Origin of the sequence: Streptomyces milbemycinicus (assembly GCF_002154605.1) — a bacterium.
GTDB classification, from domain to species: Bacteria; Actinomycetota; Actinomycetes; order Streptomycetales; family Streptomycetaceae; genus Streptomyces; species Streptomyces milbemycinicus.
The window spans coordinates 16,525-42,787 of the sequence record NZ_MUNE01000045.1; the positions used below are offsets into that span (position 1 = coordinate 16,525).

Here is a 26,263-nt window from a genome sequence, read left to right on the forward strand (position 1 = left end):
GATCACCGACACCGGCTGTGGCACGGGACGAGAGGCATGAACTTCATGGGCGGTCCTTGCGGAGCAGGGCGGATTTCTCGCCGACGGCCTCGCCGGGAACCGCAGCCGGGACGTCGACGTACACCCCGCCCGGGCGCCCCGGGACGGCGGCGCGGATCACCCGGCTGGCACTGCGTCCGATGTCCTCGGCCTCCTTGACCCGGTAGGCCGCCTTGACAGAGGCCGGGCCGCTGCCGGCAGGCCGGTTTCTTCGCCGTCGCGCGGCAGATCGACGGTGTGCCGCGCGCTGGATCCGGAGATCTGCACCGCCTGGAAGCGATGCGTTATGGCGTTGGCGAGCACGGCGAGCCCGTTGAAGAACCCGGCAGCCGCCGCGGCAGGCGCTGCGTCGCTGGGAGCGGAAGCCGATGAAGCCGATCCCCGGCGCCCGCACCAGGCGCGCCGGGCCGGTGACCGGGATGCCGGCCGACCCGTGGGCGGCCTCGACGCCGTTGAGCTTGGGCGTGCCAATGACCAGGCGGCAGCTGTCGTTGAGTCCGGCCGAGGTCGCGGCGCCCTGCGTGGTCTGCGGTGTGGAAGCGGCGGCCATGCTGCGACTCCTCATATGGTGCCCTGGTTCTTTTGCCGTTCTGGTCCCACGGTTTGGCAGCGAGCGTCGCGGCGTCCAGGACTCGTCGATGACCGGCCGATAAGCAGGATCTATCACTGAGCGGTGCGCAGAAGGTGCCTGGTCCGGGAAGCTGTGGGTGAGCGATACCCTCGCGCACACCAGCCGGATCGCCGTACTTCTTGCCCTGGAATCGGACTCGGACAAGGGCGGAGCAGGTGGCGGCAACCATCTTCGCCGCCTGCTGCCTGCTGCCTGCGTCGACCGGCCCGGTCCCCCCGCTGATCGAGGGGCCGGGCCGGCCGGGGGGAAGGGGAGTGCTCAGCCCTGGCGGGCCTTGGATCGGGGGTCCTTCTTGTTGATCACGTAAGTCACACCCCGGCGGCGCACCACCTGTGCACCGGGCTTCGACTTCAGCGAGCGCAGGGACTTGCGTACTTTCATGATGTTCTCTTCCTGCTCACGCGCCGGTCCGCGGTCAGCGGCCGGCCGGCGCCGTGCGGCCGTAGCGCCGCTCGAAACGCTCCACCCGGCCGGTGGTGTCCACAATCCGCGAGGTGCCGGTGTAGAACGGGTGACTGGCCGACGAGGTCTCGACGTCGATCAGCGGGTAGGTGTTGCCGTCCTCCCACTCGATGATCCGCGATGTGTGCGCGGTCGAACGGGTCAGGAACGTCGCGCCCGCCGCGCGGTCGCGGAAGACCACCGGCCGGGAGACGGGGTGGATTCCAGGCTTCATGATGTTTCCTTCCTCGTGACCGTCCGCGAAAGGGCAACGGCTGGGTTCATCGCTCCTCGCGGAAGAGGACGTGTTCCCCGGCCACCGGGTCGTACTTGCGCAGGACGAGCCGGTCGGGGTCGTTGAGACGGTTCTTGCGCGTCACGTAGGTGACGCCGGTCCCGGCCGTCGACTTCAACGTGACGACGGGGCGTACGGTGGTGCGTGCCATGAACTCCTCCTTCCGCTCACATTCGGCGGGTCCTTGATCCGCCCATGTCAGCGACGTTCCTCTCAACGCCACCCCCCGCTCCTGCATTCCCGACGGCTGCCGAGCCGGTCATCAGGCTGTTGCGGCGGCTCGCACCGGGGCCGGCAGGCTGCCGATGTCGTAGGCGCCGTGGTGCCTGCGTCCGTGGACGAAGAAGGCCGGCGTCCAGGCCACGTCGCTGAGATCCGCCGACTCCGCGTCCCCGGCGATCCGCGCCGCACCTGCGTGGGCGCGCAGTCCCGCTCGGAGCGCTCCTTGTCCAGGCCGGTCTGTGCCGCGTACCGGCGCGGATATTCGAGGCGCAGTGCGACTTCTTGCTTCGATGTCACCATCAGTTCTCATCAGCCTGTCCTCAATCTTGGCTGGTCAGGGTGTGAAGTTTCCCCGTGATCCTGGACACTCTTCTTCTACGCTGCGAGTGTTTGGTCGTTGCGGAACCGCTGGCGCGTCTCGTGGGGTGTGAGGTACCCGAAGAGAGGGTGTTTGCGCAGGCGGCGCCGGTTGTAGAAGGTCTCGATGAATGCGAAGACATCGGCGCGGGCGGTAGCCCGGTCGGGCCAGGTTCGGGTGCCGATCTCTTCCTTGAGGACGGCCCAGAAGCTTTCGGCTGCGGCGTTGTCGAAGCAGGAGCCGGTCCGGCCCGTGCTTTGCCGAAGCCCCAAGGCGTGTATCTCAGCGCGGAATTCGGACGAGGTGTATTCGCTTCCACGGTCGCTGTGTGCGATGCAGCCGGGTTGCAGGCTGCCCCGGCCGTGAGCCATCCGCAGCGCGTCAGTCACCAGCTCGGCGCGGTGGTGGTCGGCCATCGCGTAGCCGGCGACCTCGCGGGTGGCCAGGTCCAGCCAGCAGGCCAGATACAGCCGGCCCTCTCGCGTGGGCAGGTACGTGATGCCACCCGGCCGGGTGCCCGGCCGGGTGCCGGGCCGGGTGGCAGTGAAGTCGCGGCCGATCAGGTCCGGCGTCGGCCACGCCTGCTTGTCGGGCCGGGTCAGCGAGCGGCGTCTTCGGCGCCTGAGGCCGACGATCGCGCGTTCGCGCATGATCCGTTCCACCCGTTTGCGGTTGACCGGCTTTCCCAGCCGGTGCAGCTCGGCGTGCACCCGCGGGACACCGTAGGCACCTTTTGAGGCCAGGTGGATCACGGCGATCTCATGGGCGAGCGCGTCATCAGCACGTATCCGCAACTGCCGGGCCTCCTCCGCTTCCAGCCAGGCGTAGAACGAGGAGCGGGCCACGTACAGGACACGGCACAGCAGGGCCACAGGGTATGCGGCCTTCTCCGCGTCGATGAACCGGTAGCCCTCGCTCACCGGTCGCTGTCCTGGGCGAAGAAGGCCGCGGCTTTTTTCGGGATCTCGATCGTCTTGTGCTGCTCGATGTTCTGCTTGCGCAGCCGCGCGAGCTCCTCGCGTTCGGTACCGGTCAGCTCGCCCGGCCTGTCCTCACCACGGTCGTTCCGGTCACGCTTGACCCAGCCGCGCAGACTCTCCGGACTCACCCCCAGATCCCGCGCAACCTCCGTGATCGTCTTGTCGGAGGAGCGGGCCAACGCGATGGCGTCCCGCTTGAACTCCTCCGAATACCGCTTCGAGTACTGACTACCCACCTGGCACTACTTCCTCTGGAACCTCATGTCCCAGTCCCCAGGTGTCCAGTCACAAGGGGAAGCTTCAGTGGGGCCGCGCTAGAACGGTAGGACAGCTTCTCAGCCCGCCGGTATCCCGTAGCACGCGCACTTCACACGACGATGCAGGTCATGGCCGCCCACAGCAGGGGTGAGTGCTCGGTCCGGCCGTCGGCGCGCCAGCGGTCGAGCTGCTCGCGCTGCCAGCGCCCGAGCCGCTGCACGGGGTCAGGGTCCTCGTGGGCGGTGTCGACGGCGACGATCGCCTCCGACAGTGGGCGCACGGACTCGGCCAGACCTGCCAGCCGGTGGAACGCGAAGCTGGTCGGCAGCACCCAGCGGGTGGCGGTGACCAGTTCGGCACCGTTGTGGATCATCGCCGTGGCCAGGCCGAACGACTCGGCGAACCGCAGATCGCCACCGCTCTCACAGCCGATCAGGGCGACCCGCGGCGGCGCGGGCCAGATCCGCGCCCCCGGCTCACCGTCAGCCCGCAGGGGCAGCGTGCCCAGCAGGAGGTCCTTGGCCGACAGCGGCCGATGCGTGCGGACCGCCTCGGCCAGGCCGACGGTCTCCGGACCGCAGGACAGATGCAGCGTGCCGTCCTCGCTCTGCCCGCCCTCGACCGGTGTGCCGCTCACATGCCCGACGTACATCAGTCGGCGTGCCCCCTTGCGGAGCACGCCGCTCAGCCAGTCCCGGTCCAGGTCGGTGCGGCGGAACGCCTCCGCCGGGCCGGCGAGGGACGGCTCGACGGCGCCCGCGTCGAGGCGGCTTTGGACCAGCGCCAGCAGCTCCGGATCCGAGCCGGGCGGCCCCAGGACCGAGCCGAGCGGGGAGTCGGCGCGGAATCCGGGCACCCGGGGGTCGAGGACGAGCACGACCGGGCCGGTGTCCCGCGCCGGACCTTCAGGAGCGCGCTGCACTGTGTTCTGTCGTCGCAACGACGTCGGCGCGGTGGTCACCACGTCCGCCAGCTCGATGAGCCGGGTGCCGGCGTCGTCGACGGCCAGCAGTTCCCATGGGACTTGAGCGACCCGCGGCGACGGCTGGATGCGGACCAGCGGGCGGCCCGCGCGCTCCGACACCTGGCGGATCTGCGCCGTCAGCCCCTCCGGCCACAGCGCCTCGGCCAGCGTCCGCGCGAGTTGCCGCTCGGCGCGGTGATCGGCCAGCGCGCCCGACTCGAACGCCCGCCGCATCCCGGCGGTCCCCTCGCCCGAGCCGGGGAGCGCCTCGGCCAGCTCACGTACCGCACGGTCGACTTCGGCTGCGGGGCCGTGTCCGGTGCCGAACCCCTGGGCGCCGCCGGCCCACGTCCAGGTCATGAACAGGTCGCCCGCGTCGGCCAGCCGGATCTGGACCACGGGGCGGGCGGTCAGCTCGTCGGTGATCCAGAACGGCACCTCCTCCTCGTCCACGATCCGTCGGCGATAGCGGAACTCTGCCGCCGCGATGAACTCCTGGAGCGCGACCCGGCCGGACTCCGCCGACATCCGCACCTTCCGCGGCGGCGCGACCCGCAGCCCGGCGGAGGCGGCGGCCTCGGCGGCCACACCCCCGAGGGCCATCGGCCCGCCGTCGCCGTACGCCTTCATGCCCGCGTTCGGGAAGACCGTCGGCCCGTCATGCCCGTCGTCGGGGCCCGGCCCTGGACCCAGTGCCAGCGCGGCGCCTGCGCACCGGTGTTCCACCAGCTCGAAGAGGAGCCCCTGGTCCTGGCGGCGCACGGCGAGACGGAACGCCAACTGCATGGCCCTGTCCGCCAGTTGAAGCCACTGGGCGCGCGCGTGGGCGGTGACGAAGTCGTGGCGTGCCGCGGCCAGCGCCAGGGCGGCGGGCAGGGCGAGGGAGAGCGCGGTGTCGATGGACCGCGTCTCGTGCCGGCCGTGGTCCGTCCGGTTCAGGTTGTCCTCAAGGGCGCCCGCGAGCATGAGGTCGACCTGGGCGCACCGCTCGTGGATCGCCCGTGCCTGGTAGACGTCACGGGCCTCCTGGGCCAGCCGCTTCATCTCCTCGATGTCGCCCCGCTCGTACGCGTGTTGGGCGCCCAGCAGCATGGAGTCGGCGGCGGCCACCGAGGCGCCGAGCCGCTCGAACCGGTCCAGGCTCGCCGTCGCGAGGTCGTGCGCCCCGGCGGTGTCGCCGCGCAGACCGGCGAGATGGCTGCGGGCCTGTTCACAGACCGCCAGATCACCGAACCTCCGCTGCTCCTCGAAGAACGCGGACGCCTCGGCGAACAGCCGCTCAGCGAGGTCGAGTTCACCGCGCTCCATGGCGAGGGACGCCCGGTGCGCGAGCAGCGTCTGCCGCTCCCCGGTGTCCCCCAGCGCCCGGAAGCCGTCGTCCGCGCGGGCGAAGCAGTCCTCGGCCAGGTCGAACCGTCCGGTCGTGGCACAGATCGTGCCGAGCGCGGTCAGCAGGCGTGGGACGGCCTCCGCGGCGGTGGCCGGAGTCGTGGACAACAAGAGCGTGGCCTGTTCCTCCGCCCTTCCCCACTCGCCCCGGTTCATCAGCAACAGGACCCGGTTCAGGCCGAGTTCGGCGGCGCGCAGCCCATCAGGGTCGTCGAACTCGGGGAACAGGGCCGCCGCTTCGTCCAAACAGGCCAACGACTCGTCCAGACGCCCCGTCCTGCTCATCACGTCGGACCTGGCGATGAGTGTCTTCAGTACGGTTTCCAGCCACAGTTGACGGCCCTGCGGGCCCATCTGCGCCGACGCGATGCCCTCGAGCAGGGCCAGGGACCGTTCGACCGCACCCTCCGCCCCGGGCAGGTCCGAGGCGGTGAGGAGGACGATGGCGAGGTCGGACAGCACGTGCGCGCGCAGGAACCGCACGTCGGGCGAGTCCTCGATGGACTCGGCCAGGGTGAGCATCTCGCCGTACACGGCGCACGCGGCCGCGAAGTCGGCGGCCATGTGGTGCTCGTGGGCCAGGGCGAAGCGGCTGTCGAACGGCTCCCCGTACAGTTGCGCCGCCCCCTGGACCTGTGACTCGTTCTCGTCCGGCATCCGTCAGTAGTCCTCACGCGTGGCGGTGGCGGCGAGGGTCTCGGCAAGGAAAGGCGCCGAGACGCTGTGGTACGCGTCGTCGGATGTCAGGGGCTGCGCCGCGGCGGCCAGTCGGCGTCGGGCCAGGGCGCGGGCCGCGTCACGGTCGGCGCGGCCCCCGGGACCGGCGCCTGGGTCGAAACCGGGCAGCAGGACTCCGACGTCGACATGGGGCGGTGTCGTCGCCGGCAGATCGAGATGCGGGCTCAGGCCGAGATCCGCCCGGCCGGTCCACACGTCGTCCCGTCTGGCGAGGGGCACCCGGCTCGGCGGGCCGCCGTTCACCTGGACCTCCGCGACGAGCAGCGCACCCGCGACGGGAGCCGCGACGTGCGCGACGACCTCGACCTCGATCTGGCGGCGCGCACCGAGCGCGCGGGCGGTCCAGGAGACCGAGTCCTCGGCGGCGTCGACGAACCCCGGCGGGTAGCGGCGCCAGTCGTTCGTCCCCGAGCCCCGGGCGACGACCCGGCCGCCGGGCACGGGTGCGTCGCCTGCCGCGAGGGCGTAGCCGTCCCGCCGAGCGAACAGCGTGCCCGCGTCGACGGGCGTACGTACCAGGCCCCGCTCCAGGGCCGAGCGGAGTTCACGCAGGGCCGGCCCGTCCAGCCCGGCGCCGTCCGCCGCGTCGTCGATCAGCCGCAGGACGTTCTCCAAGTGGCGTGCCGTGCCCGCTGGTTGTGGTGCCGAGCGCCACCACTGGATCAGCGGGCCGAGTCCGGCCCGGTGCTCTTCGATGAGTTCGGGCACGCAGTCGTCGGGCTGGTCACCGAAGTCGTCGAACAACTGCTGGCACCGGTGGGTGAGCGCCGCCGACTCCAGGCCGAGCACATCCGGTTCGAGCACCGCAATGCCGTCGGTGTACGACGCCGGCCACCACCGGGCCGCCCAGTGCGCCAACCCGAGCCGGGCGGCAGCGCCCGCGAGAGCGCCGAGGTCCACCGGCACGGGGCTCACCTCGCCTCCCCCTGCCGCGCACGCGTGCACCGCGGCAGCGGTGGGCTCGCCGTAGACCGCCCACAGCCATTCCAGCGCCCGCCCCACGTCATGCACTTCCGCCACCGGCGGCCTCGGCTCCCCGAGGATGGGCCAGACCAGCACAGCGCCCGCGACGTCGAGAACGGAGCGCGCGAAGTCGGGGCCTGGGGCGTCCACATCGTCATGGGTGAAGACAGGGCTGCCGGCGGCGACCCGGATCGTGCCGTCCGCGCCCTGCGCGACGTGGATGAGCGACCCGTTCTGGGCCATCACGTGCTCCTCGGCTCGGCCGTGTCCACGGCGGTCGCCGCCGACAGGGTGCGCAGTGCCGATCGGACCCTGTCGCGGTGGTCCATCATCACCGAGCGGGATACCCCGTCGAGCACCGCCCAGAGCGAGGCGAGGTCCCCCAGGGGCGCGTCGCGGACGTCCCGCCCGTGCAGCCGCACCCACAGCCGCCGCATATAGGCGGCCCAGGGGGTGCGCAGGTCCCGGGCGAGGGCGTCCAGGACGCCGCCGCTGTCGCCGTGGCCGCCGTCCGGGTCGGGGCGGGGAGAAACGGTCATCCTGCGGGCGCGCAGGACCGATGCCTCGCGCCGCCAGCGGCTGTTGACGGCCCGGTGCGCCGCGGTGCGCCCCGGCGCGGGTTCCCCGGTGCCCAGCGGGTCGAGGCCGACCGCGAGCCGCCCGCCGAGGACGACGGCGACGCGCAGGCTCTCGTCGTGCAGGCCGAGCGGAGCGCAACTGCGGCCGACCTCCCGCTGAACGAGATCCGGCACGGCCGGCAGCTCCTCGCGCCGGGACGACGACTGCAGCACGACGAAGAGCCGCTCGAAGAGCGTGCGGTCGAGCGGCGCGGGAAGCGTGGCGGTGGAGGCGGCGCGCCCGACCTTAGGACGCGGCGGCGCCTGGCGCGCGGTCAGCCCCAGATGCGCCGGCAGCTCCTCGGCGCCCCAGACCTCGCCGGCATGCGCCCACAGCGCCCGGCCGAACAGCCCTCCGTGCCCCGCCTCGACCATGGCCGTGTACTCCGGCGAGTTCACCGCCGGCCCCATCGGCCCCGCCGCACCGCACGCTTCGAGCACCTCGCCCGCCAGCGCGACCGCCACACCGACGTCGGCGGCGACCGGAGGCCGGCCCGCCCACGCGACGGCCAGCTCCCCGTCGAGCCGGGCCCGCCGCGCGGCGTCCGCCAGATGGCCCTTCAGCGCTTCGACAGTACGTCCGCCGCCCGCGTCCGCCACGTCCTCCACCACGCCCCTCGCCACGGCGTCCGCACCGGCGGAAGGCGCCCCGTACCCGGTCGCCAGCTCGAAACACCGCTGGAAGTACAGATCCTGGGGGTGACCCGCCACGATCCCCAGAGCCCGGCGGGTCTTCTTGAGCAGCGTGAACCACTGAGCCGTCGCCCGAAGACGCGCACCGGACTCCTGGATCAGCGCGTCCAGGCGCGCGGCCTGCGCCGGTTCGAGGAAATCCGCCGCGAGTTCGGGACACAGCGACGGCCTGACGATCAACGGCAGCACGATCAGCTTGACCGTCCGGGTCAACGGCGCCCCGCCGGGCCCGCTCAGCGACTCCAGCCCCGGCCCGAGGCCACGCCAGGCACGGTCGATGACCAGGGCGCGAGATCGGCATGCATCGGTCGGCTGGCTCGGCGGCGGCATGCGGCGAGCGTACGTCGTCCGGGAACGGGCGGGCGAACCTGGGATCGGTAGGAGGTTCGGGCCGCCTAGCGTCCACACCGTGCACCGCACATGACATCACCACAAGGAGAAGCGGCCATGGGAATCTTCAGCAAGCGCAGCAAGAACCGCGAGGTGCGGGCCGCCGAGATCGCCGACCAGGTGGCCGACGGCAAGGGGTTCTACGGCCGTGCCACGCGCGCGTTCCTCGCCAAGGAGGACTTCGCCAAGGTCCAGCAGACGATCGGCGCGTACAAGTCAGGCCAGGACGTCCGGCAACTGCTCGCCATGGGTGCGCCGACCGTACCGGCCGTCGTCGTGTCGATCGGCGACACCGGCCGGCTGGTCAACTTCGACCCGGTCGTCGACCTGGTCCTCCAGCCGTCCGGGACAACCGACCGGACCACCGTCCAGACCGTCGTCTCCAAACTGCGCATCCCCCGCACCGGCGACCAGGTCCTGCTGATCGCCGACCCCGCGCGGCCGGGCGGCTACCTCTACGCCGGGGACGGCGTCACTCCGTGACCTCGCCGATCTTCCACGAAGCGCCGGCGAGCGACTTTGTCCTGCTCTCCTTCGACGGCCGGGTGCTGGAGGTGTTCGGTTACGTCGACGACGCCCGCTATCACCTCTGGGAGCGGCCTCGGCTGGAGTTCCGCCCCGGCCGAAGCCGCAGAGCGTCGATCGTCACCAGGCACGGCAGACGCCACACCATCCCGTACGACGCACACCTGCTCCCCGGCCTGCAAGCCCTGGCGGCCCGGCTGGCTGAGAGCGTGTCCGAGACCCCGGAGCCCTGACATGGCGGACGACGCGGACGGGACCCGGTGGACGCAGGTGTCGCGGGTCGGCCCGGGGGGTGCCGCCTCCGCGTACGGCAGCGCGGCGGTGATGTGCGTGTGCGGCCCGGTCATGCTCGGCTCGGCCCTCCTCGGCGCCGCGGACCTCATGGTCATGGGCATCGTCTTCACGGTGGTCTTCCTTCCTCTGGGCCTGGCGTTCTGGGGCAACACCACTGTCGAGCGGGAGCACAACCGACGGCTCGACGCCGTAGGGGTTGCGGCGACTGCGGAGATCACCGAGCTGACCGACTGGGACGACGGAGACGACGTCGGCGTCACGGTGGGCCTGCGGGTCAGCGGGCCGGGATTCCGGACGTTCGAGACGACCTGGAGACGCTCGCACCATGGCGCCCTGCGCGTGGGCCTGCGCCTCACGGCCGTCGTGGACCCGTACAACGGCATCTTCCGCGTGGAGATCTGATGAGGAATCACGAGGCACTGGAGTTCTGGTGGGTGATACCCGCCGCGCTGGCGCTGCTCGGCTACGCGCGCTCGCTCGCCGGGGTGACCCGGGCCCAGCGAGCGGTATGGGTGAAGGCGCGGATCGTGGCAGTGGAGCAGCCGGCCCACGGCGGCTCCAGGAAGCCCGGGATACCGGTGACGCTCACGTTCCAGGACCCGGGCACGGGCCGGGAGTTCACCTTGTCGAACGCCGGCAAGCACGGCGAGGCGATCGAGGAGGCCTGGGTGGGCCGGGAGGTCGAGGTGCGCTACCCGCCAGGGCAGCCTCTCCGGTTCGCCGTCGTGCTGGGCGGCGCGGGGGAGCAGACCGGCCGCGAGGGTCCCGACTGTGCAGTCATGCTGCTCCTCATCGGGCTGGTGATCCACGCGACCGTCCGCTGGGGCTGGCCATGGGCGCTGCTCGGCTTCGGCACTCTGCTGACGGCTGCCGCGGTGAGGAGCCCCGACATCCGCATGGTGCGCGCCCGCAACGCCCAGCTGGCCTCGGCCGTAGCCGTCCCGGCCCGGGTGGTGGCCGTCACCCGGGACGTCTACACCGACGACGAGTCCGGCGGCGACATCGTCGTCCATGCCCCGGTCATCGCCTTCACCACCCACGAGGGCGCCCACGTCACCGCCCTGTCCGGCGAGGGCATCCCCGATCCGGGCCGGTCCCTCCACCGCGCCCTCACCATCCACTACGCCCCCACCGACCCGGCCGTCTACACCCCCGACCCCGCGGCCGACCGCCGTTCGGGAGCGATGAACATCGCCTTCGTCGTCGCCCTCCTGCTGGCCGGGGCAGCGGGGGCAGTGGTCGGCGCGGTCATGTTGTGACACCCCGGAAGGCGACCGGAAGGGGATAAGGAGCGGAAGAGGAGCAATGCGCAGCCATATAGGTGTGTTCGTCGAGAATCTCGTGTTCACAGCGCTCTGCTTGTCGACAGGCCCGGTCTTCCTCGTCCTCCAAGGCGCCGCCTGTCATGACGGCACGAGCTGGGGCTGGGCAGTGTCCGCATTCGGCGCGGCCGTCACCGTCATGATCTCTGTCCTGGCTCTCCGCTCGACGCGCGCCGAGTTCCCTCGGATCACGGGCGGGGACCGCGTGCGGGCCGAGAGCGGCTCGTACGGGGACGACACCTTCGTGATGTGGGCGCCACGGTCCGAACCGGGGTCGGTGGGCGCGCGGTTGGTGCGGGCGGACGTCCTGGAGGCGTCGTCGGTGCGGTACGACCCTGACGGAGAGGGGACGTTCACGACGTACGTGGGCGACTACGCGCCCGCCGAGTTTACGCCGCTGGTCAGGCTGAGGCTGCGGGTGCACGCCGCGGAGGAGGCGGAAGGGGCTGTGGGGCTCTCCGGGTTCGAGATCACGGACGAGTGGCGGGCCCCGGCCCTGTGCCTGTCGGCGATCACGGCGGGCCGACTGGCCGTCCTCACAGACGGCCTTGGCAAGGTCACCGCCCTCTGGCCGCACAGCGTCCTGCTCTCGGGCACGAGAACCTGCCGGTTCATCGACCACGACGGTCGGCTGATCGACGTGACGCGACGCACCGGGCATCTGCTGGAACAGATGCGGCTCTTCTAGTGCCGCATCAGGCAACGTTCGCCCTGTCATGACGCATCGTTTTGTTGCTGCGCGCGGAGGCGCTGGCCGGTTTCTGGACTACCGGAGGACCGGCGTCCGCGAGTAGGTCGTCGGCTCGCTGACCACGGCAATGTTCGGGCACTTCATCCAATTCACGAACGTTGATCGCGCGCGGTGCGCTCGCTGAGGATGATCACAGCCAGAAAATGAGTGTGCGGTTGCATAGCCTCAACCGATCATGGGGGGTGTGGCCGAACATCTGACGATCAGCACCTTGATTTTGCAGCACAGGATTCCGGACGACTGGGCGGCGGATCCCTGGGCCGAAGTGCATCCTCTGATCGACGGCGTGGACGTCCTGAAGGAAGTCCATCCGGAAGGCCTCGGGCTCAGCTGCCGACACTGGAGGGGGCCGGCCGAGAGCTGGCCGCTGGCGGTCACGGAGGAACCCCGCAGGATCATGATCACCGAGCCGACCTGCACGGCCGGCTGCTGCGGCGCCCTGTACGTCACGATACGCCGCGAGGGCGATCAGGTGATCTGGGGCGCCTGGGAAAACACCAGCAACATCACAGCGGTGCCGGCGGACTTCCGCTTCGACAGTGCGCAGTACGAGGCTGAGCTCGCGCGGGCCGCTGCGGACCGCAGCTGGGAAGAGCCAGTGGACACCGTTGCTCGGCTCCTCGAGCAGACGCTTGCGGACAGCGGCTGGTTCGAACGGTGGGGCTGCGTTCTTACGAATTGCTGGCCACGACGTGAGGAGCCCGGTCTCCCCGAGGAGTTCACCAGTCCCCAGGGTGTTGATGTCGACTTCCACCAGGTCCGGGGGCCAGGCGAGCGTACGGATCTCTACCGGTACGAGTTGTTCGTCACCCGCGATCACCCCGTGGAGGAGCAGGTACGGCGGCTGACGGACCTCGTTCTGGCGGACGATCCGCGGAAGACCGCCGAGATGCAACGCTGAGGACCGGCTACCGGCGACACGGTCGCGACGGGGCGGCATCGGGCAGCCAGAATGACGACGTGGCCGAACGTGTGCGGATCCGGGAGATTGATGACGACGAGGGCAGGAGGTTGCTGCGGATCATCCGCCGGGGCACCGGTTCGGTGGTGACCTGGCGGCGGGCCCAGATGGTGCTGTTATCCGCGCAGGGCATGTCCGTGGCGAAGATCGCCGAGGTGACGTTTACCAGCCCGGACCGGGTCCGGGACGTGATCCACAACTTCAACACCGACGGCTTCGACTCGCTCTACCCGAAGTACAAGGGCGGCCGGCCGAGAACCTTCACCCTTCCCGAACGCCGGGAGATCAAGAAGATCGCGAAGTCGAAGCCGGCCGAGCACGGCCTGCCGTTCTCGACCTGGAGCCTGGCCAAGCTGGCGGACTTCCTGGTCGCCGAGGGGGTGGTCGACGACATCAGCCACGAGGGTCCTGCTCCGCGAGGAGGGCGTCTCGTTTCAACGCGTGAAGACCTGGAAGACCTCCCGCGACCCGCACTACGCGGCCGAAAAGGCCCGCGTCGAGCATCTCTGCGCGATCGCCGACGGCGAAGTCATACCCGAGGACGGCGAGCCCGAAGTCGTCTTCTGCATGGACGGGTTCGGTCCGCTCAACCTCCAGCCCCATCCCGGCCGGCAATGGGCCGAACGCGGCGGCCGCCACAGGGATCCCGACCGCGAGCCCAGACCACGGCGCCGGGCGACCTACACCCGCCCACACGGTGTCCGTCACCTGTTCGCCGCCTACGACCTTGCCAAGGACCAGCTCTACGGACACGTCAAGAAGACCAGGAACCGCTCGAAGTTCCTGGAGTTCTGCCGCTACCTGCGCTCGCTGCACCCGGCGAACGTGCGCATGGCGACCATCTGTGGCGACCTGCTCGGCGGCCTGGAGTCGATCTCCGCCGGCATCACCACCGTCGTCGACCGCAGCCGCCTCCAGACCTCCGCCGACATCAGCGCCGCTCTGCTGCGTGGCCTGTGGGACAGCGGCGTGGGCGGCTACTTCGCCTACGCGTTGCAGAACGCCCCCGACTGGTCCGGTGACGCACCCGCCGACCCGGAAGCCCTCAACGACCTCCTCACCCGGGCACCGGACCCGGAACACGACGAGCGCTTCCACGGCATGCGCAAAACGCTCACCGACCTGGACCGGACCGGCTCACACCGCCTCCGGCTCGGCGTGGCCCTGCCCGAGACAGCCCCCTACCTGCCGCTCGACCTGGTCCGGCCCCTCCTCGAACGCGTCCGATCCCTGGAGCCGGCCCTCGTCACCGGGCACTGGAACGCTCTGGTGCACGGGGACCACTACGTCTCCACACTCGGGCAACTCGTCGAGGAAGGGCTCTTCGACGGGACGACGGTGCTGTCACACTGCAACCAGCTCAACGACGGCGACCTCGACGTCATGGCCCGCGCGCACATCGGCCTGGTCACCACACCCGGCACCGAAGGCGGCATGGGGCTGGGCCCCTTCCTCGCCAGCCGGCTCGTCGCCCGGGGCGGAGCAGCGGCTCTCGGCGTCGACACCACGTGCTACGCACAGGTTGACATCCTCGGCGAGGCGCGGACACTGCTGGACGCGGAACGCCGAGACGCGGCCGTCACGGCAGGCGGCATCCCGCAGGAGGTGCAACCCGCACGCGCCGCACTGGAGTTGGCAACCGGCGTCGGGGCCCGGGCCGTCGGACTACAGGACGAGGTGGGCTCCCTCACCCCGGGCAAGCGCGCGAACGTCACGGTCGTCCTCCCGGACGCCGTACGAGCCCGCCCCGCCACGGACGCCGTCGCCACGCTGGTCCACTACACCGGACCCGGCGACGTGGAGACGGTGCTCGTCGACGGCGAGATCCGCAAGCGCGCAGGCCAACTCGTCGGCATCGACATCGCCGACCTCGCTCGGCGGTGTGCGCAGTCGCTCGATGCCATCCGCAGGCGTTATGCGGCCCTGCCCGCCGATGTCGTCGAAGGCGCGTGGCGCGGCATGTTCTGACGGCGGACCGGGCACCGAGGCGCATCGCCCCGGGCGGTCGGGACGATGCGCCTCGGTATCCGTTTGGTAACCGCTGTCCGCTGCGGACTAGCGTGCTGTCCGGGCGTCGCACGACGCACCTTCATCCCGGTTGACCAGCACTTTCACCGGGCGCAAGGAGAAAGCATGAGCACCGGCACGGCGAGAGACACCAAGCTGCCCACGCGGTTCGGCTCCCGCCGGCGCACCACTCCCGCCACCCCCCACCTACAGCTCGACCAACACGTGCCGAGGGTGCTCCAGGACGACCTGTGGAGCTTGATGACCGGCTTGCGGGGCGTGCGGATCGGGCGCAGTGGCATCTCGTTCCCGCAGACGCGGGCCCTGCACCTCGACCCCAGGCCCGCTCTGGGCCCCCGCGACGCGTTCATGGCCGGAACCGAGTTCGCCCACCTGCACGGCGACGGCAGCGGCAGCCTGCACGCGGCTCTCTCGCCCGAGCGTGCCGCAGCGGCGATCCGCAGTCGGCTCACTCACCTACTTCGACCTGGTCTTCGTCCTGACCGGCGGCGGCCCCGGCTACGCCACCCGCATCCTGCCGCTCGACATGTACATCACCGGCTTCCAGGGCAACGAGATGGGCCTCGCCAGCGCCGTCTCCGTCGTGCTCGTCCTGGCCGGGCTGATCCTCTCCCTCGCTCCCGTCCGGTTCTCCGGTTTCAGCCGGATGCGCAGCCAGCAGGCAGGTATGTGATGTCCGCGCTTTCCCACGCCCCGTCCACCGACTCGCCCAAGATCCCGCGGCGCGCGGCGGCGCCCGCGACGCCACCGGGCCGCGCCCGCCTCGTCCGGCGCCTCCGTCGCACCAACCCGCTCGGTGCGCTGGGCGGTGTCGTCTGGCTGGTCGTCGTGCTCGTCCCGGTGTACTGGGCCGTCGTCACCAGCCTCCGCACCCGCGAGGGCTACTTCGAGGCCAACCCCCTCGCCATCCCCACCGACCCGGCCCTGGAGAACTACCGCCAGGTCCTCGACAACGACTTCACGCACTACCTGCTCAACAGCCTCGTCGTCACGGCCGGCGCCACCCTGCTGACCCTCTCGGTGTCCTTCCTCGCCGCCTACGCCATCGTGCGCGGCACCAGCCGGGCCCTGTGGTGGACGTTCAGCGTGTTCCTGCTGGGTCTCGCCATCCCGCTACAGGCCACGATCATCCCGGTGTACTACCTGATCGCTAAGGCGAACATGTACGACACCCTGCTCGCGATCGTGATGCCCTCGGCGGCCTTCGCCATCCCGCTCACCGTGATTATCTTGGTCAACTTCCTGCGGGACATCCCCGACGAGCTGTACGAGTCGATGCGTGCCGAGGGCGCCAGCCACTGGCGCATGCTGTGGAACCTGGCCCTCCCGCTGTCCCGCCCCGCCCTGATCACGGTCACGATCTATGACGCCCTGAACGTCTGGAACGGCTTCCTCTTCCCGCTGATCCTCACCCAGAGCCCCGACAAGCGGGTCCTGTCCCTGTTCGTGTGGAGCTTCCAGGGTGAGTTCACCATCAACGTGCCCGCCATCCTGGCCGCCGTCGTCCTGTCCACTCTCCCCATCCTGGCGCTGTACGCCATCGGTCGTCGCCAGCTCATCAGCGGTCTCACGGCCGGCTTCGGCAAATGACCGCCCGCATGAACCGCTGCGCCCGAACTCACCTTTCGCCGAAGGGCACCAGTACATGACAGGCACCCGTCCCGTCCGCTGGGGCATCCTCGCCACCGGTACCATCGCCCACCTGTTCGCCGAGGACCTGCGCCTCGTCCCCGACGACGCGGAAGTCGTCGCCGTGGGCTCCCGCACTCCGGAAGCCGCCCGGAACTTCGCCGACCGGCACGGCATCAGCCGAGCCCACGGCACCTGGCGGGCCCTGGCCGACGATCCGGACGTCGACGTCGTGTACGTCGCCACGCCGCACTCGGCACATCACACGGCCGCAGCCCTGTGCCTGGAGGCCGGAAAGGCGGTGCTCTGCGAGAAGCCGTTCACCGTCAACCTCGCACAGGCACAGGACCTCGTGGCCCTCGCCCGCAAGCGGAACGTGTTCCTGAGGGAGGCGATGTGGACCTACATCAACCCGGCCGTGCTGCGCATGCAGGAGCTGATCGCGGACGGCGCGATCGGTGAAGTCCGCTCGGTCCACGCCGACTTCAGCATCGCCCTGCCGTACGAGGCTACCCACCGGCTGCACGACCCGGCGCAGGGCGGCGGGGCCCTCCTCGACCTCGGGGTCTACCTGGTCTCCTTCGCCCACCTGCTGCTCGGAACCCCCGACGCCGTCTCCGCGTGGGCCCACCTCAACCCCTCGGGCGTCGACGACAACACCGGCATCCTGCTCGGCTACGACAGCGGTGCGGCCGCGGTGCTCTCCTGCTCGCTCGGTGCGCAGACGGAGCAACGGGCGTCGGTCAACGGCACGCTGGGGCGCATGGAGTTCGTCCGCGAGTTCTTCCACGCGGACGGCTTCGTCCTGCACCGGCAGGGCCGTGAACCCGAGGAGATCCGCCTGCCGGACGGCCCGGGCAACGGCTACACCCACGAGGCATTGGAGGTGGCCCGCTGCCTGCGGGCGGGGCAGACCGAGTCGCCGTACGTCCCTTTGGACGGCACCCTGTCGGTGATGGCGACGCTGGATGCCGTCCGGGAGAGCATCGGGGTGCGCTACCCGGGCGAAGGGCAAGCACCTTAGCTTGGTCGGACAGCTAAACGGCCGAGTCGTCGGCGATGTCAGGCGAGCCGGTGAGGTTCGCCTCGATCCGGGCCAGCAGGTACATCGCCTGGTCGTACTCCTCGTCGGTGAGGCCGTGCGCGGTGACCTCCTCCAGGTCCCGCCACGCTTGAAGGACCCGGTCGCGCAGGGCCTGGCCCGCTCGTGTCGTGTCGACGACGACGGCGCGGCGGTCGGTGGAGGACTGCCTGCGGGTGACGAAGCCGGACTGTTCGAGGCGCTGCAGCATCTTGGTGACGGTGGACGGATCCAGGCCCAAGGTCTTGATCAGGTCCGCTTGGCGCTGCTCGCCGCGCTCCCAGAGCTGCATCATGAGCAGCTCCTGGCCCGGATAAAGGCCGGTCTCGCGCAGGAGGCTGCCAGCCATTATCCGGTGGACACGAGCGGCGCGGAAAATCGCTTCGCTCATGGGGGCGTCGGCGACGGTGGGTACCGCGCCGTCCTTTCCCGGCATCGGCTCGGATGCTGGCGCCATGGTTCGTGTTCCTCCTGTGTCGTGCGGATCAGAGAATCATCTCACCCCTTCACTCCATTGGTCGACCAATGGAGTACGGTGGCCGCAGATCGCCGATTTAACAGCGGAGTGGAGCCATGGGTCTGCCTGCCCTTTTTGGTGCGAACGTCGACCCGCTGTGGGGCGACGGAGACCAGCCGTTGCGGCGTGCGCTGCAAGCCGATCGGGAGGGTCTGGACTTCGTCACGGTCCAGGACCACCCGTATCAGAAGGCCTTCTACGACACCTGGACGCTGATGGCGTTTCTGGCGGCCCGGACCGAGCGGGTGACCTTCGTGCCGACGGTGGCCAACCTGCCGCTGCGCCCGCCCGCGATGCTGGCCAAGGCCGCCGCGAGCTTCGATCTGCTCTCGGGTGGCCGGCTGCAGCTGGGTCTGGGTGCCGGAGCCTTCTGGGAGGCCATCGAGGCCATGGGCGGTCCGCGCAGAACCAAGAAGGAGTCGCTCGAAGCCCTGTCGGAGGCGATCGACGTCATCCGGGCGATGTGGAGCGGTGAGCGCTCCGCGCGGGCCGGTGGTGCGTACTACCGCGTGGCCGGTGTCCATCCGGGGCCCGCACCGTCGCACGCGCTCGGCATCTGGCTCGGCGCCTACGGCCCCCGCATGCTGGAGCTGACCGGGGCCAAGGCCGACGGCTGGATGCCCTCGCTGGGCCATCTCGGCCTGGACCGCCTCGGCGAGGCCGTCGCCCGCCTCGACGACGCCGCGGCCCGGGCCGGCCGCGATCCGGGAGAACTCCGCAAGAGCTACAACCTCAACGGGATGATCACGTCGACCTCCCGCGGTGCGTTCCATGGCCCCGTCGAGCAGTGGGTCGACCAGATCGCCGAGCTGTACCGCGATCATGGCATGAACGGCTTCTCGTACTGGCCGAACGAGGACCACGACCGCCAGCTGAGTGTCTTCGCCCAAGAGGTGGCACCCGCCGCGCGGGAGGCGGTCGCGAAGCTGTGAAGAGCCTGGTCGAAGCGGGCGGCTTCATCTGATTTTTCCCTCGGGAATAGATCAGCGTCACCCGGCGCTGACGGGATCGATTGGTCGGCCAAATAATTTGAACCTGCCGACTGATCCGGCATCGGCCCACAGCGCTCACCTTGAAAGGTCCCCTTCATGTCCGCAGAGCGTTCCACCGCCGACAACACCGCGATGCTGCTGATCGACCACCAGCAGGGCACGATGAGCCAGGTCGGCCCCATGGCCCTCGAGGAGATGAAGGCCAACGCCATCTCCCTGGCCAAGACGGCCAAGGCGCTGGGCATCCCGCTGATCCTCACCTCCTCCCAGGAGGAGAACATGCAGGGCCCTCTGATGCCCGAGCTGGAGGAGATCGCCCCGGAGGAGTTCGCCGCAGCGGTCAAGGCGGCCGGCCGCAAGAACCTGATCATCGCCGGTGTCACCAACGACGTCTGCACCGTCTACCCCACCCTGACCGCCCTGAGACAGGGCTACCAGGTCCAGGTGGTCGCCGACGCCGGAGGTTCCCCGACCAGGGTGTCCGACGACCTCTCCATCCGCCGTATGGAGATCGCGGGAGCGGTGATCACCTCCACCAACTCGCTCATGGCCGAGCTGGCCGGGAACTGGACCAGTGAGCACGGCAGCAAGATCGTCGCGATCGCGATGGAGCGCATGAACCAGCAGTAGTCGCGTCCAGCCGGAACGGCATCGCCCGGGACCGCCCCGACGGCGCGGCGGTCCCGGGCAGCCGGCGGCCCTCACTTCTCCCACCCCACACTCCGGAGCACGCCATGCAGTTCGGCACTTTTTCCATCGGCGACGTCAACGCCAACCCCGTCACTGGCCAACCGCGGACCGAGCAGGAGCGGCTGAAGGACATGGCCGCGATCGCGGTCAAGGCCGAGGAAGCCGGCTTCGACGTCTTCGCGACCGGCGAGCACCACAACCCGCCGTTCGTCTCGTCCTCGCCCACCACCCACCTGGCCTACATCGCCGCGAAGACCAGCCGGATCATCCTCTCCACCTCGACGACGCTGATCACCACCAACGACCCGGTGAAGATCGCCGAGGACTACGCGGTCCTCCAGCATCTCGCCGACGGCCGCGTCGACCTGATGCTGGGCCGCGGCAACACCGGCCCGGTCTACCCCTGGTTCGGCAAGGACGTCCGCCACGGCATCCCGCTCGCCATCGAGAACTACGCGCTGCTGCACCGGCTGTGGCGTGAGGAGTACGTCGACTGGGAGGGCCGCTTCCGCACCCCGTTGCAGAGCTTCACCTCCGTCCCGCGCCCGCTCGACGGCATCCCGCCGTTCGTCTGGCACGGCTCGGTCCGCAGCCCCGAGATCGCCGAGCAGGCCGCGTACTACGGCGACGGCTTCTTCGTGAACAACCTCTTCATGCCGAAGGACCACTTCCGCCGCCTGATCGGCATCTACCGCGAGCGCTACGCCCACTACGGCCACGGCAGCCCGGAGCAGGCGATCGTCGGTGCCGGCGGCATGATCTTCGTCCGCAAGAACTCCCAGGACGCCGTGCGCGAGTACCGCCCCTACTTCGACAACTCGCCCATGGCCGGCCACGGGCCGACGATGGAAGAGTACATGGAGCAGACCCCGCTCATCGTCGGCAGCCCGCAGCAGGTTATCGACAAGGCGCTGACCTTCCGCGAGCACTACGGCGACTACCAGCGCCAGCTCTTCAACATCGACACCGGCGGCGTGCCGCTGAAGGCCGTGCTGGAGACCCTCGACCTGCTCGGCGAAGAGGTCATACCCGTCCTGCGCAAGGAGTTCGACGCCCTGCGCCCCAGCCATGTCCCGGAGGCACCGACACACGCCTCCCGGCTCGCCGAGCGTGACGCGACCGTCACCTTCGTCGACGCCGACAAGGAGGAGTCCAAGTGAGCGCCCGCCAGCCCCAACGGCTCGCCGTCGTATCGGCCGGCCTGAGCGTCCCCTCGTCCACCCGGCTGCTGGCCGACCGCCTCACGGAGGCGGTGCGCGCAGAACTGGCCGGGGCAGGACGGGAGGTTGACGTACAGGTCGTCGAACTACGCGATCTCGCCGCCGACATCGCCAAGAACTTCGCCTCCGGCTTCCCCTCGCCCGACCTCGCCGACGCCATCGAGTCGGTCACCTCGGCCGACGGACTGATCGCCGTCACCCCGGTCTTCACCGCCTCCTACAGCGGGCTGTTCAAGTCGTTCTTCGACGTCATCGACAACGACGCCCTCACCGGCAAGCCCGTCCTGGCCGCGGCGACCGGCGGCACGGCCCGGCACTCGCTCGCCCTGGAGCACGCGCTGCGTCCGCTCTTTGCCTATCTGCGCGCCGTGGTCGTACCCACCGCGGTGTACGCGGCCTCCGAGGACTGGGGCGGCCACGGCGATCCGCTGACCGACACGCTGCCCACCCGGATCGCCCGCGCCGGCCGCGAACTGGCCGCGCTGATGCGCGACCTCCCGGGCGGCGCCGCGCGGGCGGACGACGGCACGGACGTGGTGCCCTTCGCGCAGCAACTGGCCGCGTTGCGGCCGGAGTAGCGCGGACGAAGAACGAGAACGACGAGCAAGGGAGAGACATGGCAGCACCGGCGAATCGGGCCGGACGGTCATCCTGACCGTGGACGACGACCCGGGAGTGTCCCGGTCCGTAGCCCGGGACCTGCGGCGCCGCTACGGCGACACGTACCGGATCGTGCGGGCGGAGTCCGGTGCGACCGCGCTGGACACCCTGCGCGAGCTCAAGCTCCGCGGTGACCGGGTGGCGGTGATCCTCTCCGACTTCCGGATGCCGATGATGAACGGCATCGAGTTCCTGGAACAGGCCATGGACGTCTATCCGGGCGCCCGGCGAGTGCTGCTGACGGCGTATGCGGACACCGACGCGGCGATCGAGGCGATCAACGTCGTGGACCTGGACCACTACCTGCTCAAGCCATGGGATCCGCCGGAGGAGAAGCTCTACCCGGTCCCGGACGAGCTGCTGGAGGCGTGGCGGAACACCGAGCACCGTACGGCGCCCACCACCAAGGTCGTCGGGCACCGCTGGTCGGCCCGCTCGTCGCAGGTCCGCGAGTTCCTGGCCCGCAACCACGTGCCGTACCGCTGGTACTCCTCGGACGAACCCGAGGGACAGCGGCTGCTGGCGGCGGCCGGACAGGACACCGAGCGGCTCCCGCTGGTGATCGCCGCAGACGGCATGGCCCTGGCCGAGCCCTCGGAGCCCGACCTCGCGGCGCTGGTCGGCCTGGCGACCACGCCGACAGAGGAGCTACGACCTCGTCGTCATCGGCGGCGGCCCGGCCGGGCTCGGCGATCGCCGCGCACAGCGTCCTGCTGGCAACGGGCGTGTCCTATCGCCAGTTGGAGGCGCCGGGCCTGACAGAGCTGACCGGACGCGGTGTCTTCTACGGCTCCGCGCTCACCGAGGCACCCTCCTGCCAGGGCCACGACATCTACATCGTCGGCGGCGCCAACTCTGCCGGTCGGGCGGCGATGTACCTGGCCAAGGGCGCCGAGTCGGTGACCCTGCTGGTGCGCGGCCCGGACCTGTCGGCGTCGATGTCGCACTACCTGATCCAGCAGATCGAGCAGACGCCCAACATCTTCGTGCGCACGCGGACGGCGGTCGAGTCCGCGCACGGCTCGGACCACCTGGAGCAGCTGCCCCTGCGCGAGGTCGACAGCGGGCACACCGAACTGGTCGACACGCAGTGGCTGTTCGTGTTCATCGGTGCGGCTCCGCTGACCGACTGGCTGGACGGCGCGGTGCTGCGGGACGAGCGCGGGTTCATCCTGGCCGGGCCCGACCTCACCCCGGACGGGCGGCCGCCGGCCGGCTGGGAGCTGGACCGGCCGCCGTACCACCTGGAGATGGAGACCAACATCCCCGGTGTGTTCGTGGCGGGTGACGCCCGCGCCGAGTCCGCCAAGCGGGTCGCATCCGCCGTCGGAGAGGGAGCCATGGCCGTCATGCTCGTCCACTGCTATCTGGAGCAGTCATGAGCGGACAGCCGCTGCCCTGCGAACGGGAAGAGCTGGGCAGTCTTTTCCTGTTCGAGAAGTTGACCGATGAACAGCTGGCCCGGCTGTGCCGCGAGGGCCGGGTGGAGAAGTTCGAGCCCGGCTACGTCTACCGCGAGGGCGAGCCGGCCACCTGTTTCTTCGTCCTCCTCGAGGCACGATGGTCGTCACACGCCGGGTCGGGGACGACGACGTGGAGATCAACCGCACCTCCCACCGGGGTGCGTACGCAGGTGCCCTGCAGGCGTATGTGAACGGCCACGAGAGCGACCGATACCGGGGCTCGCTCCGGGTCACGGAGCCCTCGCGGTTCTTCGTGCTCCTCGCCGAGATCTTCGCCACGATCATGCGCGGCTGGTTCCCGATGGCCGTCCACCTTCTGGAAGGGATGTTCTTCGGCACCCAGAACACCCAGCAGACCATCAACCAGCGCGAACGGCTGCTGGCACTCGGCTCCCTGTCCGCCGGTCTAACCCACGAGCTCAACAACCCCGCCGCAGCGGCCGTACGTGCCACGGCGGCACTGCGCGAGCGGGTGGCCGGGATGCGGCACAAGCTCGCGGCGATCACCGTCGGCCCGTACGCGAACGAGGCCCTGGCGCTCGTCCACCTCCAGGAACGCACCGCCGAACCGGTGTCGAAGTTCACCTCGCTCAGCCCGCTCGAAGCATCCGACCGGGAGGACGCGCTCGCCGACTGGCTCGACGAACACGACATCGACGGCGGCTGGGAGCTGGCGGCGACGTTCGTGCAGGCCGGTCTCGACATCGACTGACTGGAGGAGGTGGCGTCGACTGTCGACGAGCAGACCCTCGGCGGGGGGTTCCGGTGGCTCGAATACACCGTGGAGACCGAGCTCCTCATGAACGAGATCGAGGACTCCACCAACCGCATCTCGCAACGACGTCCAGGTGATGGACGGGGCGGGGACGCTGACCCTACGTACGGCTCTCGACGGGGAGCGGCTGCTCGTGGAGTTCCGGGACACCGGGCCCGGCGTGGATCCCGGGATCCAAGGGCGCATCTTCGACCCCTTCTTCACGACCAAGCCAGTCGGGGAAGGCACCGGGCTCGGGCTCGACATCTCCTGGCGGATCGTCGTGAACAAGCACCACGGAAGCCTTGACGTGCAGTCCGTCCCGGGCGACACACGGTTCCAGGTACGACTGCCCCTGACAGCGGATTCACCTGACGGAAACTGAATGTGTATGCACCTACGCCATAATGGGTGGCATGCCTCAGCCAATCATCCGCATCCCGGGCATCGAGCCGCTCAACCTGCCGGGCGCCCGGCAGGCGGTCGCTCCGTTGCACACCTTCCTGCGTGAGTGCATCGTCGACGGCCGGCTGCCACCGGGAACCGTGCTGTCGCAAGTGGCGCTCGGGCGGCAGCTGGGCGTGAGCCGTACGCCCGTGCGTGAGGCATTGCGCATGCTGCAGGAGGAGGGCTTCGTCGAGGCGGAGCCCAACCAGCGGATGCGCGTGGCGTCCCTCGACCCGGCCGAGCTGGACGCCACCTACGCGCAGCGCATCCTGCTGGAGACGCTGGCGCTGACCATGACCTTCGACGGGTTCGGCGCCCGGGAGCGCCGGGAGGCCAAGGCGCGGGTCACGGCGATGCGGCGGGCCGCGCGGGCCAAGGACCTCGAGACGTGGTTCGTCGTGCACGCCGAGTACCACGGCCTGCTCACCGCCAGGGCGAGCGAACCGCTGCAGCGGCAACTGCGTGCGCTCTCCGACCGAAGCGTGCGCTACATCCGCATCGCCCAGCGTTTCGACCCCGAGAGCTGGTCGGAGGCGGGCGACATCGAGCATCCGGCGATCCTGGAGGCGGTTGTCGCTGGGGACCGTGAGGCGGCGGTGTCGTGCCTCGCGCACCATCTGGAGCGCACGGCACTGCGGGTCATGCGCGATCACGCCCCCGACCACGTCCCTACGGCGGTGCAGCGGGCCATGGCCCTGGTGCACGCCGGTCCGGCACCCTGGCCCGCGGCGGACGAGGCGGCGTGGCCGGGGGTGGCGTGACGGGGGCGGGGAGGCCGCTTACTGGGCGGGTGTGGTCCACTCTCGCCGTGCCCAGTCCTCCAGGGTCGTCAGCTCGGGGTGCTGGGCCCGCAGGGCCGGAAGATCGGCGCTGAAGCCCTCGTCGTTGAACCAGCCGAACATAAGGCCCATCTCCTCGTTGAACTGCGTCGCCTGCTTGATGGGCAGCTCCTGGAAGCGGGTGGGCAGTCCGGACACCTTCTCGAACACCTCGGCCATCTGCGGACCCGTCAGCTCCTCGGTAGCCAGTTCCGCCTGGCGGCCCACGTACTCCTCCGGATTGTCGAAGGCGTCAGCGGCGGACAGGCCGATGTTCTCGGGGGCGAACATCTGGAGGGAGACGTCGGGATTCAGGCCCAGGGCGAGGACCAGGCCGTCCCCGGCGCGCTGCGGACCCGTGAAGGCGAAGTTGTTGATGAAGAAGGCCGGACGCAACACCGTGGCGGGCAGCTTGAGTTCGGCGATGTGCTGCTCGATCCGGCCTTTGCTCTCGAAGTGCAGGACCCCGCTGTTGCGCTCGGTGCCGCCCACCGAGCCATAGACGAAGTGCCCGACTCCGGCGCGCGACGCGGCGTCCGCGACCGCCCGGCCTTGGCGCTCCTCGGCCTCGATCCCGCCCGGGCCCATGAAGGTCTGGACGCTGTAGACGCCGTACACCCCGCTCAATGCGGCGTCGAGCGACTGCGGGTCGTCGAGGTCGCCCGCCACCACCTCCGCGCCGGCCTTGATCAGCGCCTGGGTCTTCGCCGACTGCGGATCACGCGTCAGCGCGCGTACGGGCCGGCCCCGGCGGAGCAGCTCCCGCGTCGCCGCACCGCCCTGGCTGCCCGTCGCACCCAGCACAAGGATGGTTCCCCTGGTGTCGTTGGTGGGCATGGCTCACGCCCTCTCGTCATTTATTGGTCGGCCAAGCAAGCGTTGGCATGCATGTACGAAAGGAGACTCGCTGACGTGGCCGGCCAGCTGAAGAGCGAAGCGAAATTCGCCCGGCGACGACTGTGGATCTGATCAGCATGCGTAGTCGGCGTCTGATGTCGCGACCCAGCCCAGGAGATCGCGAAGCGTGGTGCGCTCCCGGGTGGACAGCATGGCGAACAGGCGGTCCTCGACTTCGGTGAGGGTTGTGTTCAGGGAGTCGAGCGCGGTCATGCCCTAGGGGCAATACTGGTGAT

Annotated in this window: 27 protein-coding genes and 3 pseudogenes; 18 read left to right on the top strand and 12 right to left on the bottom strand. The window is 70.1% G+C overall.

What is annotated here, in order from left to right; all coding sequences use genetic code 11:
• Nucleotides 1–43 precede the first annotated feature (43 nt).
• The 9 genes from CCN51_RS04000 to CCN51_RS04045 all read right to left on the bottom strand — a co-directional run bounded on the left by CCN51_RS04000 (nucleotide 44) and on the right by CCN51_RS04045 (nucleotide 8,918).
• The gene (locus tag CCN51_RS04000) at nucleotides 44–589 is read right to left on the bottom strand and encodes a hypothetical protein (RefSeq protein ID WP_014174093.1); all 546 of its coding nucleotides are present in this window, start codon (nucleotides 587–589) and stop codon (nucleotides 44–46) included.
• A 339-nt stretch (nucleotides 590–928) separates the two neighbouring features.
• On the bottom strand, nucleotides 929–1,051 hold the full coding sequence (gene ykgO, locus CCN51_RS04005; RefSeq protein WP_014174094.1) for a type B 50S ribosomal protein L36: 123 nt from the start codon (nucleotides 1,049–1,051) through the stop codon (nucleotides 929–931).
• A gap of 34 nt (nucleotides 1,052–1,085) precedes the next feature.
• Entirely contained in the window at nucleotides 1,086–1,346 is a 261-nt protein-coding gene (locus CCN51_RS04010; RefSeq protein ID WP_014174095.1) for a type B 50S ribosomal protein L31, read from the bottom strand.
• 46 nt (nucleotides 1,347–1,392) lie between these two features.
• Nucleotides 1,393–1,557 (bottom strand): 50S ribosomal protein L33, encoded by a 165-nt coding sequence (gene rpmG, locus CCN51_RS04015; protein WP_014174096.1) that lies wholly within the window; start codon nucleotides 1,555–1,557, stop codon nucleotides 1,393–1,395.
• A gap of 446 nt (nucleotides 1,558–2,003) precedes the next feature.
• Nucleotides 2,004–2,906, bottom strand: a complete 903-nt coding sequence (locus CCN51_RS04025; protein ID WP_014174097.1) for an IS3 family transposase — start codon at nucleotides 2,904–2,906, stop codon at nucleotides 2,004–2,006.
• Nucleotides 2,903–3,202 carry a transposase gene (locus CCN51_RS04030; RefSeq protein WP_014174098.1) on the bottom strand — a complete coding sequence of 100 codons (300 nt, stop codon included), beginning with the start codon at nucleotides 3,200–3,202 and terminating at the stop codon, nucleotides 2,903–2,905. The genes CCN51_RS04025 and CCN51_RS04030 overlap by 4 nt, the downstream gene beginning before the upstream one ends.
• A gap of 131 nt (nucleotides 3,203–3,333) precedes the next feature.
• Complete coding sequence (locus tag CCN51_RS04035; protein WP_014174099.1) at nucleotides 3,334–6,234, bottom strand: CHAT domain-containing protein; 2,901 nt, start codon at nucleotides 6,232–6,234, stop codon at nucleotides 3,334–3,336.
• Between the two features lie 3 nt (nucleotides 6,235–6,237).
• Nucleotides 6,238–7,521 (bottom strand): hypothetical protein, encoded by a 1,284-nt coding sequence (locus CCN51_RS04040; RefSeq protein ID WP_014174100.1) that lies wholly within the window; start codon nucleotides 7,519–7,521, stop codon nucleotides 6,238–6,240.
• Complete coding sequence (locus CCN51_RS04045) at nucleotides 7,521–8,918, bottom strand: hypothetical protein (RefSeq protein ID WP_055413867.1); 1,398 nt, start codon at nucleotides 8,916–8,918, stop codon at nucleotides 7,521–7,523. The genes CCN51_RS04040 and CCN51_RS04045 overlap by 1 nt, the downstream gene beginning before the upstream one ends.
• Before the next feature lie 117 nt (nucleotides 8,919–9,035).
• Between CCN51_RS04045 and CCN51_RS04050 the strand changes: the two genes are divergently transcribed.
• The 11 genes and pseudogenes from CCN51_RS04050 (at nucleotide 9,036) to CCN51_RS04100 (ending at nucleotide 17,512) form a co-directional block, all read left to right on the top strand.
• On the top strand, nucleotides 9,036–9,461 hold the full coding sequence (locus tag CCN51_RS04050; RefSeq protein WP_014174102.1) for a hypothetical protein: 426 nt from the start codon (nucleotides 9,036–9,038) through the stop codon (nucleotides 9,459–9,461).
• Nucleotides 9,458–9,736 carry a hypothetical protein gene (locus CCN51_RS04055; protein ID WP_014174103.1) on the top strand — a complete coding sequence of 93 codons (279 nt, stop codon included), beginning with the start codon at nucleotides 9,458–9,460 and terminating at the stop codon, nucleotides 9,734–9,736. The genes CCN51_RS04050 and CCN51_RS04055 overlap by 4 nt, the downstream gene beginning before the upstream one ends.
• Before the next feature lies 1 nt (nucleotide 9,737).
• Entirely contained in the window at nucleotides 9,738–10,199 is a 462-nt protein-coding gene (locus CCN51_RS04060) for a hypothetical protein (protein ID WP_014174104.1), read from the top strand.
• Nucleotides 10,199–11,056 carry a DUF3592 domain-containing protein gene (locus CCN51_RS04065; RefSeq protein WP_014174105.1) on the top strand — a complete coding sequence of 286 codons (858 nt, stop codon included), beginning with the start codon at nucleotides 10,199–10,201 and terminating at the stop codon, nucleotides 11,054–11,056. Before CCN51_RS04060 ends, CCN51_RS04065 begins: the two co-directional genes overlap by 1 nt.
• Before the next feature lie 46 nt (nucleotides 11,057–11,102).
• Complete coding sequence (locus CCN51_RS04070; RefSeq protein ID WP_014174106.1) at nucleotides 11,103–11,807, top strand: hypothetical protein; 705 nt, start codon at nucleotides 11,103–11,105, stop codon at nucleotides 11,805–11,807.
• A gap of 238 nt (nucleotides 11,808–12,045) precedes the next feature.
• Nucleotides 12,046–12,771 carry a hypothetical protein gene (locus CCN51_RS04075; protein ID WP_063647522.1) on the top strand — a complete coding sequence of 242 codons (726 nt, stop codon included), beginning with the start codon at nucleotides 12,046–12,048 and terminating at the stop codon, nucleotides 12,769–12,771.
• A gap of 59 nt (nucleotides 12,772–12,830) precedes the next feature.
• Nucleotides 12,831–13,677 (top strand): annotated as a pseudogene (locus tag CCN51_RS59565) (helix-turn-helix domain-containing protein); the annotation flags it as partial.
• 255 nt (nucleotides 13,678–13,932) lie between these two features.
• A complete protein-coding gene (locus tag CCN51_RS59570) occupies nucleotides 13,933–14,799 on the top strand; it encodes an amidohydrolase family protein (RefSeq protein ID WP_319637776.1) in 867 nt (288 codons plus the stop codon).
• A 481-nt stretch (nucleotides 14,800–15,280) separates the two neighbouring features.
• Nucleotides 15,281–15,532, top strand: a complete 252-nt coding sequence (locus CCN51_RS04090) for a sugar ABC transporter permease (RefSeq protein WP_014174109.1) — start codon at nucleotides 15,281–15,283, stop codon at nucleotides 15,530–15,532.
• Nucleotides 15,532–16,449: a carbohydrate ABC transporter permease gene (locus tag CCN51_RS04095; RefSeq protein ID WP_014174110.1), complete on the top strand. Its 918-nt coding sequence runs from the start codon at nucleotides 15,532–15,534 to the stop codon at nucleotides 16,447–16,449. The genes CCN51_RS04090 and CCN51_RS04095 overlap by 1 nt, the downstream gene beginning before the upstream one ends.
• Nucleotides 16,450–16,504: 55 nt before the next feature.
• On the top strand, nucleotides 16,505–17,512 hold the full coding sequence (locus CCN51_RS04100; RefSeq protein WP_014174111.1) for a Gfo/Idh/MocA family protein: 1,008 nt from the start codon (nucleotides 16,505–16,507) through the stop codon (nucleotides 17,510–17,512).
• Nucleotides 17,513–17,525: 13 nt separating this feature from the next.
• On the opposite strand, the gene CCN51_RS04105 is transcribed toward CCN51_RS04100, so the two are convergent.
• Nucleotides 17,526–17,918 (bottom strand): MarR family winged helix-turn-helix transcriptional regulator, encoded by a 393-nt coding sequence (locus CCN51_RS04105; protein WP_245881573.1) that lies wholly within the window; start codon nucleotides 17,916–17,918, stop codon nucleotides 17,526–17,528.
• 224 nt (nucleotides 17,919–18,142) lie between these two features.
• On the opposite strand from CCN51_RS04105, the gene CCN51_RS04110 reads away from it, so the two are divergent.
• The 7 genes and pseudogenes from CCN51_RS04110 (at nucleotide 18,143) to CCN51_RS04140 (ending at nucleotide 25,073) form a co-directional block, all read left to right on the top strand.
• Nucleotides 18,143–19,018 carry an LLM class flavin-dependent oxidoreductase gene (locus CCN51_RS04110; protein ID WP_014174113.1) on the top strand — a complete coding sequence of 292 codons (876 nt, stop codon included), beginning with the start codon at nucleotides 18,143–18,145 and terminating at the stop codon, nucleotides 19,016–19,018.
• Nucleotides 19,019–19,174: 156 nt separating this feature from the next.
• The gene (locus CCN51_RS04115) at nucleotides 19,175–19,708 is read left to right on the top strand and encodes an isochorismatase family protein (protein WP_014174114.1); all 534 of its coding nucleotides are present in this window, start codon (nucleotides 19,175–19,177) and stop codon (nucleotides 19,706–19,708) included.
• A gap of 104 nt (nucleotides 19,709–19,812) precedes the next feature.
• Nucleotides 19,813–20,928, top strand: coding sequence for a CE1758 family FMN-dependent luciferase-like monooxygenase (locus CCN51_RS04120; protein WP_014174115.1), 1,116 nt, complete (start codon nucleotides 19,813–19,815; stop codon nucleotides 20,926–20,928).
• On the top strand, nucleotides 20,925–21,566 hold the full coding sequence (locus tag CCN51_RS04125; protein ID WP_014174116.1) for an FMN reductase: 642 nt from the start codon (nucleotides 20,925–20,927) through the stop codon (nucleotides 21,564–21,566). The genes CCN51_RS04120 and CCN51_RS04125 overlap by 4 nt, the downstream gene beginning before the upstream one ends.
• Before the next feature lie 73 nt (nucleotides 21,567–21,639).
• Nucleotides 21,640–23,030, top strand: a pseudogene (locus CCN51_RS04130) (NAD(P)/FAD-dependent oxidoreductase).
• Nucleotides 23,027–24,250: pseudogene (locus CCN51_RS04135) on the top strand (ATP-binding protein). The pseudogenes CCN51_RS04130 and CCN51_RS04135 overlap by 4 nt, the downstream one beginning before the upstream one ends.
• A 31-nt stretch (nucleotides 24,251–24,281) precedes the next feature.
• Nucleotides 24,282–25,073: a GntR family transcriptional regulator gene (locus tag CCN51_RS04140; RefSeq protein ID WP_014174117.1), complete on the top strand. Its 792-nt coding sequence runs from the start codon at nucleotides 24,282–24,284 to the stop codon at nucleotides 25,071–25,073.
• An 18-nt stretch (nucleotides 25,074–25,091) separates the two neighbouring features.
• Here CCN51_RS04140 and CCN51_RS04145 read toward each other — a convergent pair whose 3' ends face one another.
• Nucleotides 25,092–25,967 carry an NmrA/HSCARG family protein gene (locus tag CCN51_RS04145; protein ID WP_014174118.1) on the bottom strand — a complete coding sequence of 292 codons (876 nt, stop codon included), beginning with the start codon at nucleotides 25,965–25,967 and terminating at the stop codon, nucleotides 25,092–25,094.
• A gap of 132 nt (nucleotides 25,968–26,099) precedes the next feature.
• A complete protein-coding gene (locus CCN51_RS54770; RefSeq protein WP_014174119.1) occupies nucleotides 26,100–26,240 on the bottom strand; it encodes a hypothetical protein in 141 nt (46 codons plus the stop codon).
• Nucleotides 26,241–26,263 lie beyond the last annotated feature (23 nt).

Coding starts and splice junctions, on each gene's coding strand:
- CCN51_RS04000 (WP_014174093.1), bottom strand. CDS start 589: ATGGCCGCCGCTTCCACACCGCAGACCACGCAGGGCGCCGCGACCTCG.
- ykgO (WP_014174094.1), bottom strand. CDS start 1,051: ATGAAAGTACGCAAGTCCCTGCGCTCGCTGAAGTCGAAGCCCGGTGCA.
- CCN51_RS04010 (WP_014174095.1), bottom strand. CDS start 1,346: ATGAAGCCTGGAATCCACCCCGTCTCCCGGCCGGTGGTCTTCCGCGAC.
- rpmG (WP_014174096.1), bottom strand. CDS start 1,557: ATGGCACGCACCACCGTACGCCCCGTCGTCACGTTGAAGTCGACGGCC.
- CCN51_RS04035 (WP_014174099.1), bottom strand. CDS start 6,234: ATGCCGGACGAGAACGAGTCACAGGTCCAGGGGGCGGCGCAACTGTAC.
- CCN51_RS04040 (WP_014174100.1), bottom strand. CDS start 7,521: ATGGCCCAGAACGGGTCGCTCATCCACGTCGCGCAGGGCGCGGACGGC.
- CCN51_RS04045 (WP_055413867.1), bottom strand. CDS start 8,918: ATGCCGCCGCCGAGCCAGCCGACCGATGCATGCCGATCTCGCGCCCTG.
- CCN51_RS04050 (WP_014174102.1), top strand. CDS start 9,036: ATGGGAATCTTCAGCAAGCGCAGCAAGAACCGCGAGGTGCGGGCCGCC.
- CCN51_RS04060 (WP_014174104.1), top strand. CDS start 9,738: ATGGCGGACGACGCGGACGGGACCCGGTGGACGCAGGTGTCGCGGGTC.
- CCN51_RS04065 (WP_014174105.1), top strand. CDS start 10,199: ATGAGGAATCACGAGGCACTGGAGTTCTGGTGGGTGATACCCGCCGCG.
- CCN51_RS04070 (WP_014174106.1), top strand. CDS start 11,103: ATGCGCAGCCATATAGGTGTGTTCGTCGAGAATCTCGTGTTCACAGCG.
- CCN51_RS04075 (WP_063647522.1), top strand. CDS start 12,046: ATGGGGGGTGTGGCCGAACATCTGACGATCAGCACCTTGATTTTGCAG.
- CCN51_RS59570 (WP_319637776.1), top strand. CDS start 13,933: ATGCGCAAAACGCTCACCGACCTGGACCGGACCGGCTCACACCGCCTC.
- CCN51_RS04095 (WP_014174110.1), top strand. CDS start 15,532: ATGTCCGCGCTTTCCCACGCCCCGTCCACCGACTCGCCCAAGATCCCG.
- CCN51_RS04100 (WP_014174111.1), top strand. CDS start 16,505: ATGACAGGCACCCGTCCCGTCCGCTGGGGCATCCTCGCCACCGGTACC.
- CCN51_RS04105 (WP_245881573.1), bottom strand. CDS start 17,918: ATGGCTGGCAGCCTCCTGCGCGAGACCGGCCTTTATCCGGGCCAGGAG.
- CCN51_RS04110 (WP_014174113.1), top strand. CDS start 18,143: ATGGGTCTGCCTGCCCTTTTTGGTGCGAACGTCGACCCGCTGTGGGGC.
- CCN51_RS04115 (WP_014174114.1), top strand. CDS start 19,175: ATGTCCGCAGAGCGTTCCACCGCCGACAACACCGCGATGCTGCTGATC.
- CCN51_RS04120 (WP_014174115.1), top strand. CDS start 19,813: ATGCAGTTCGGCACTTTTTCCATCGGCGACGTCAACGCCAACCCCGTC.
- CCN51_RS04140 (WP_014174117.1), top strand. CDS start 24,282: ATGCCTCAGCCAATCATCCGCATCCCGGGCATCGAGCCGCTCAACCTG.
- CCN51_RS04145 (WP_014174118.1), bottom strand. CDS start 25,967: ATGCCCACCAACGACACCAGGGGAACCATCCTTGTGCTGGGTGCGACG.
- CCN51_RS54770 (WP_014174119.1), bottom strand. CDS start 26,240: ATGACCGCGCTCGACTCCCTGAACACAACCCTCACCGAAGTCGAGGAC.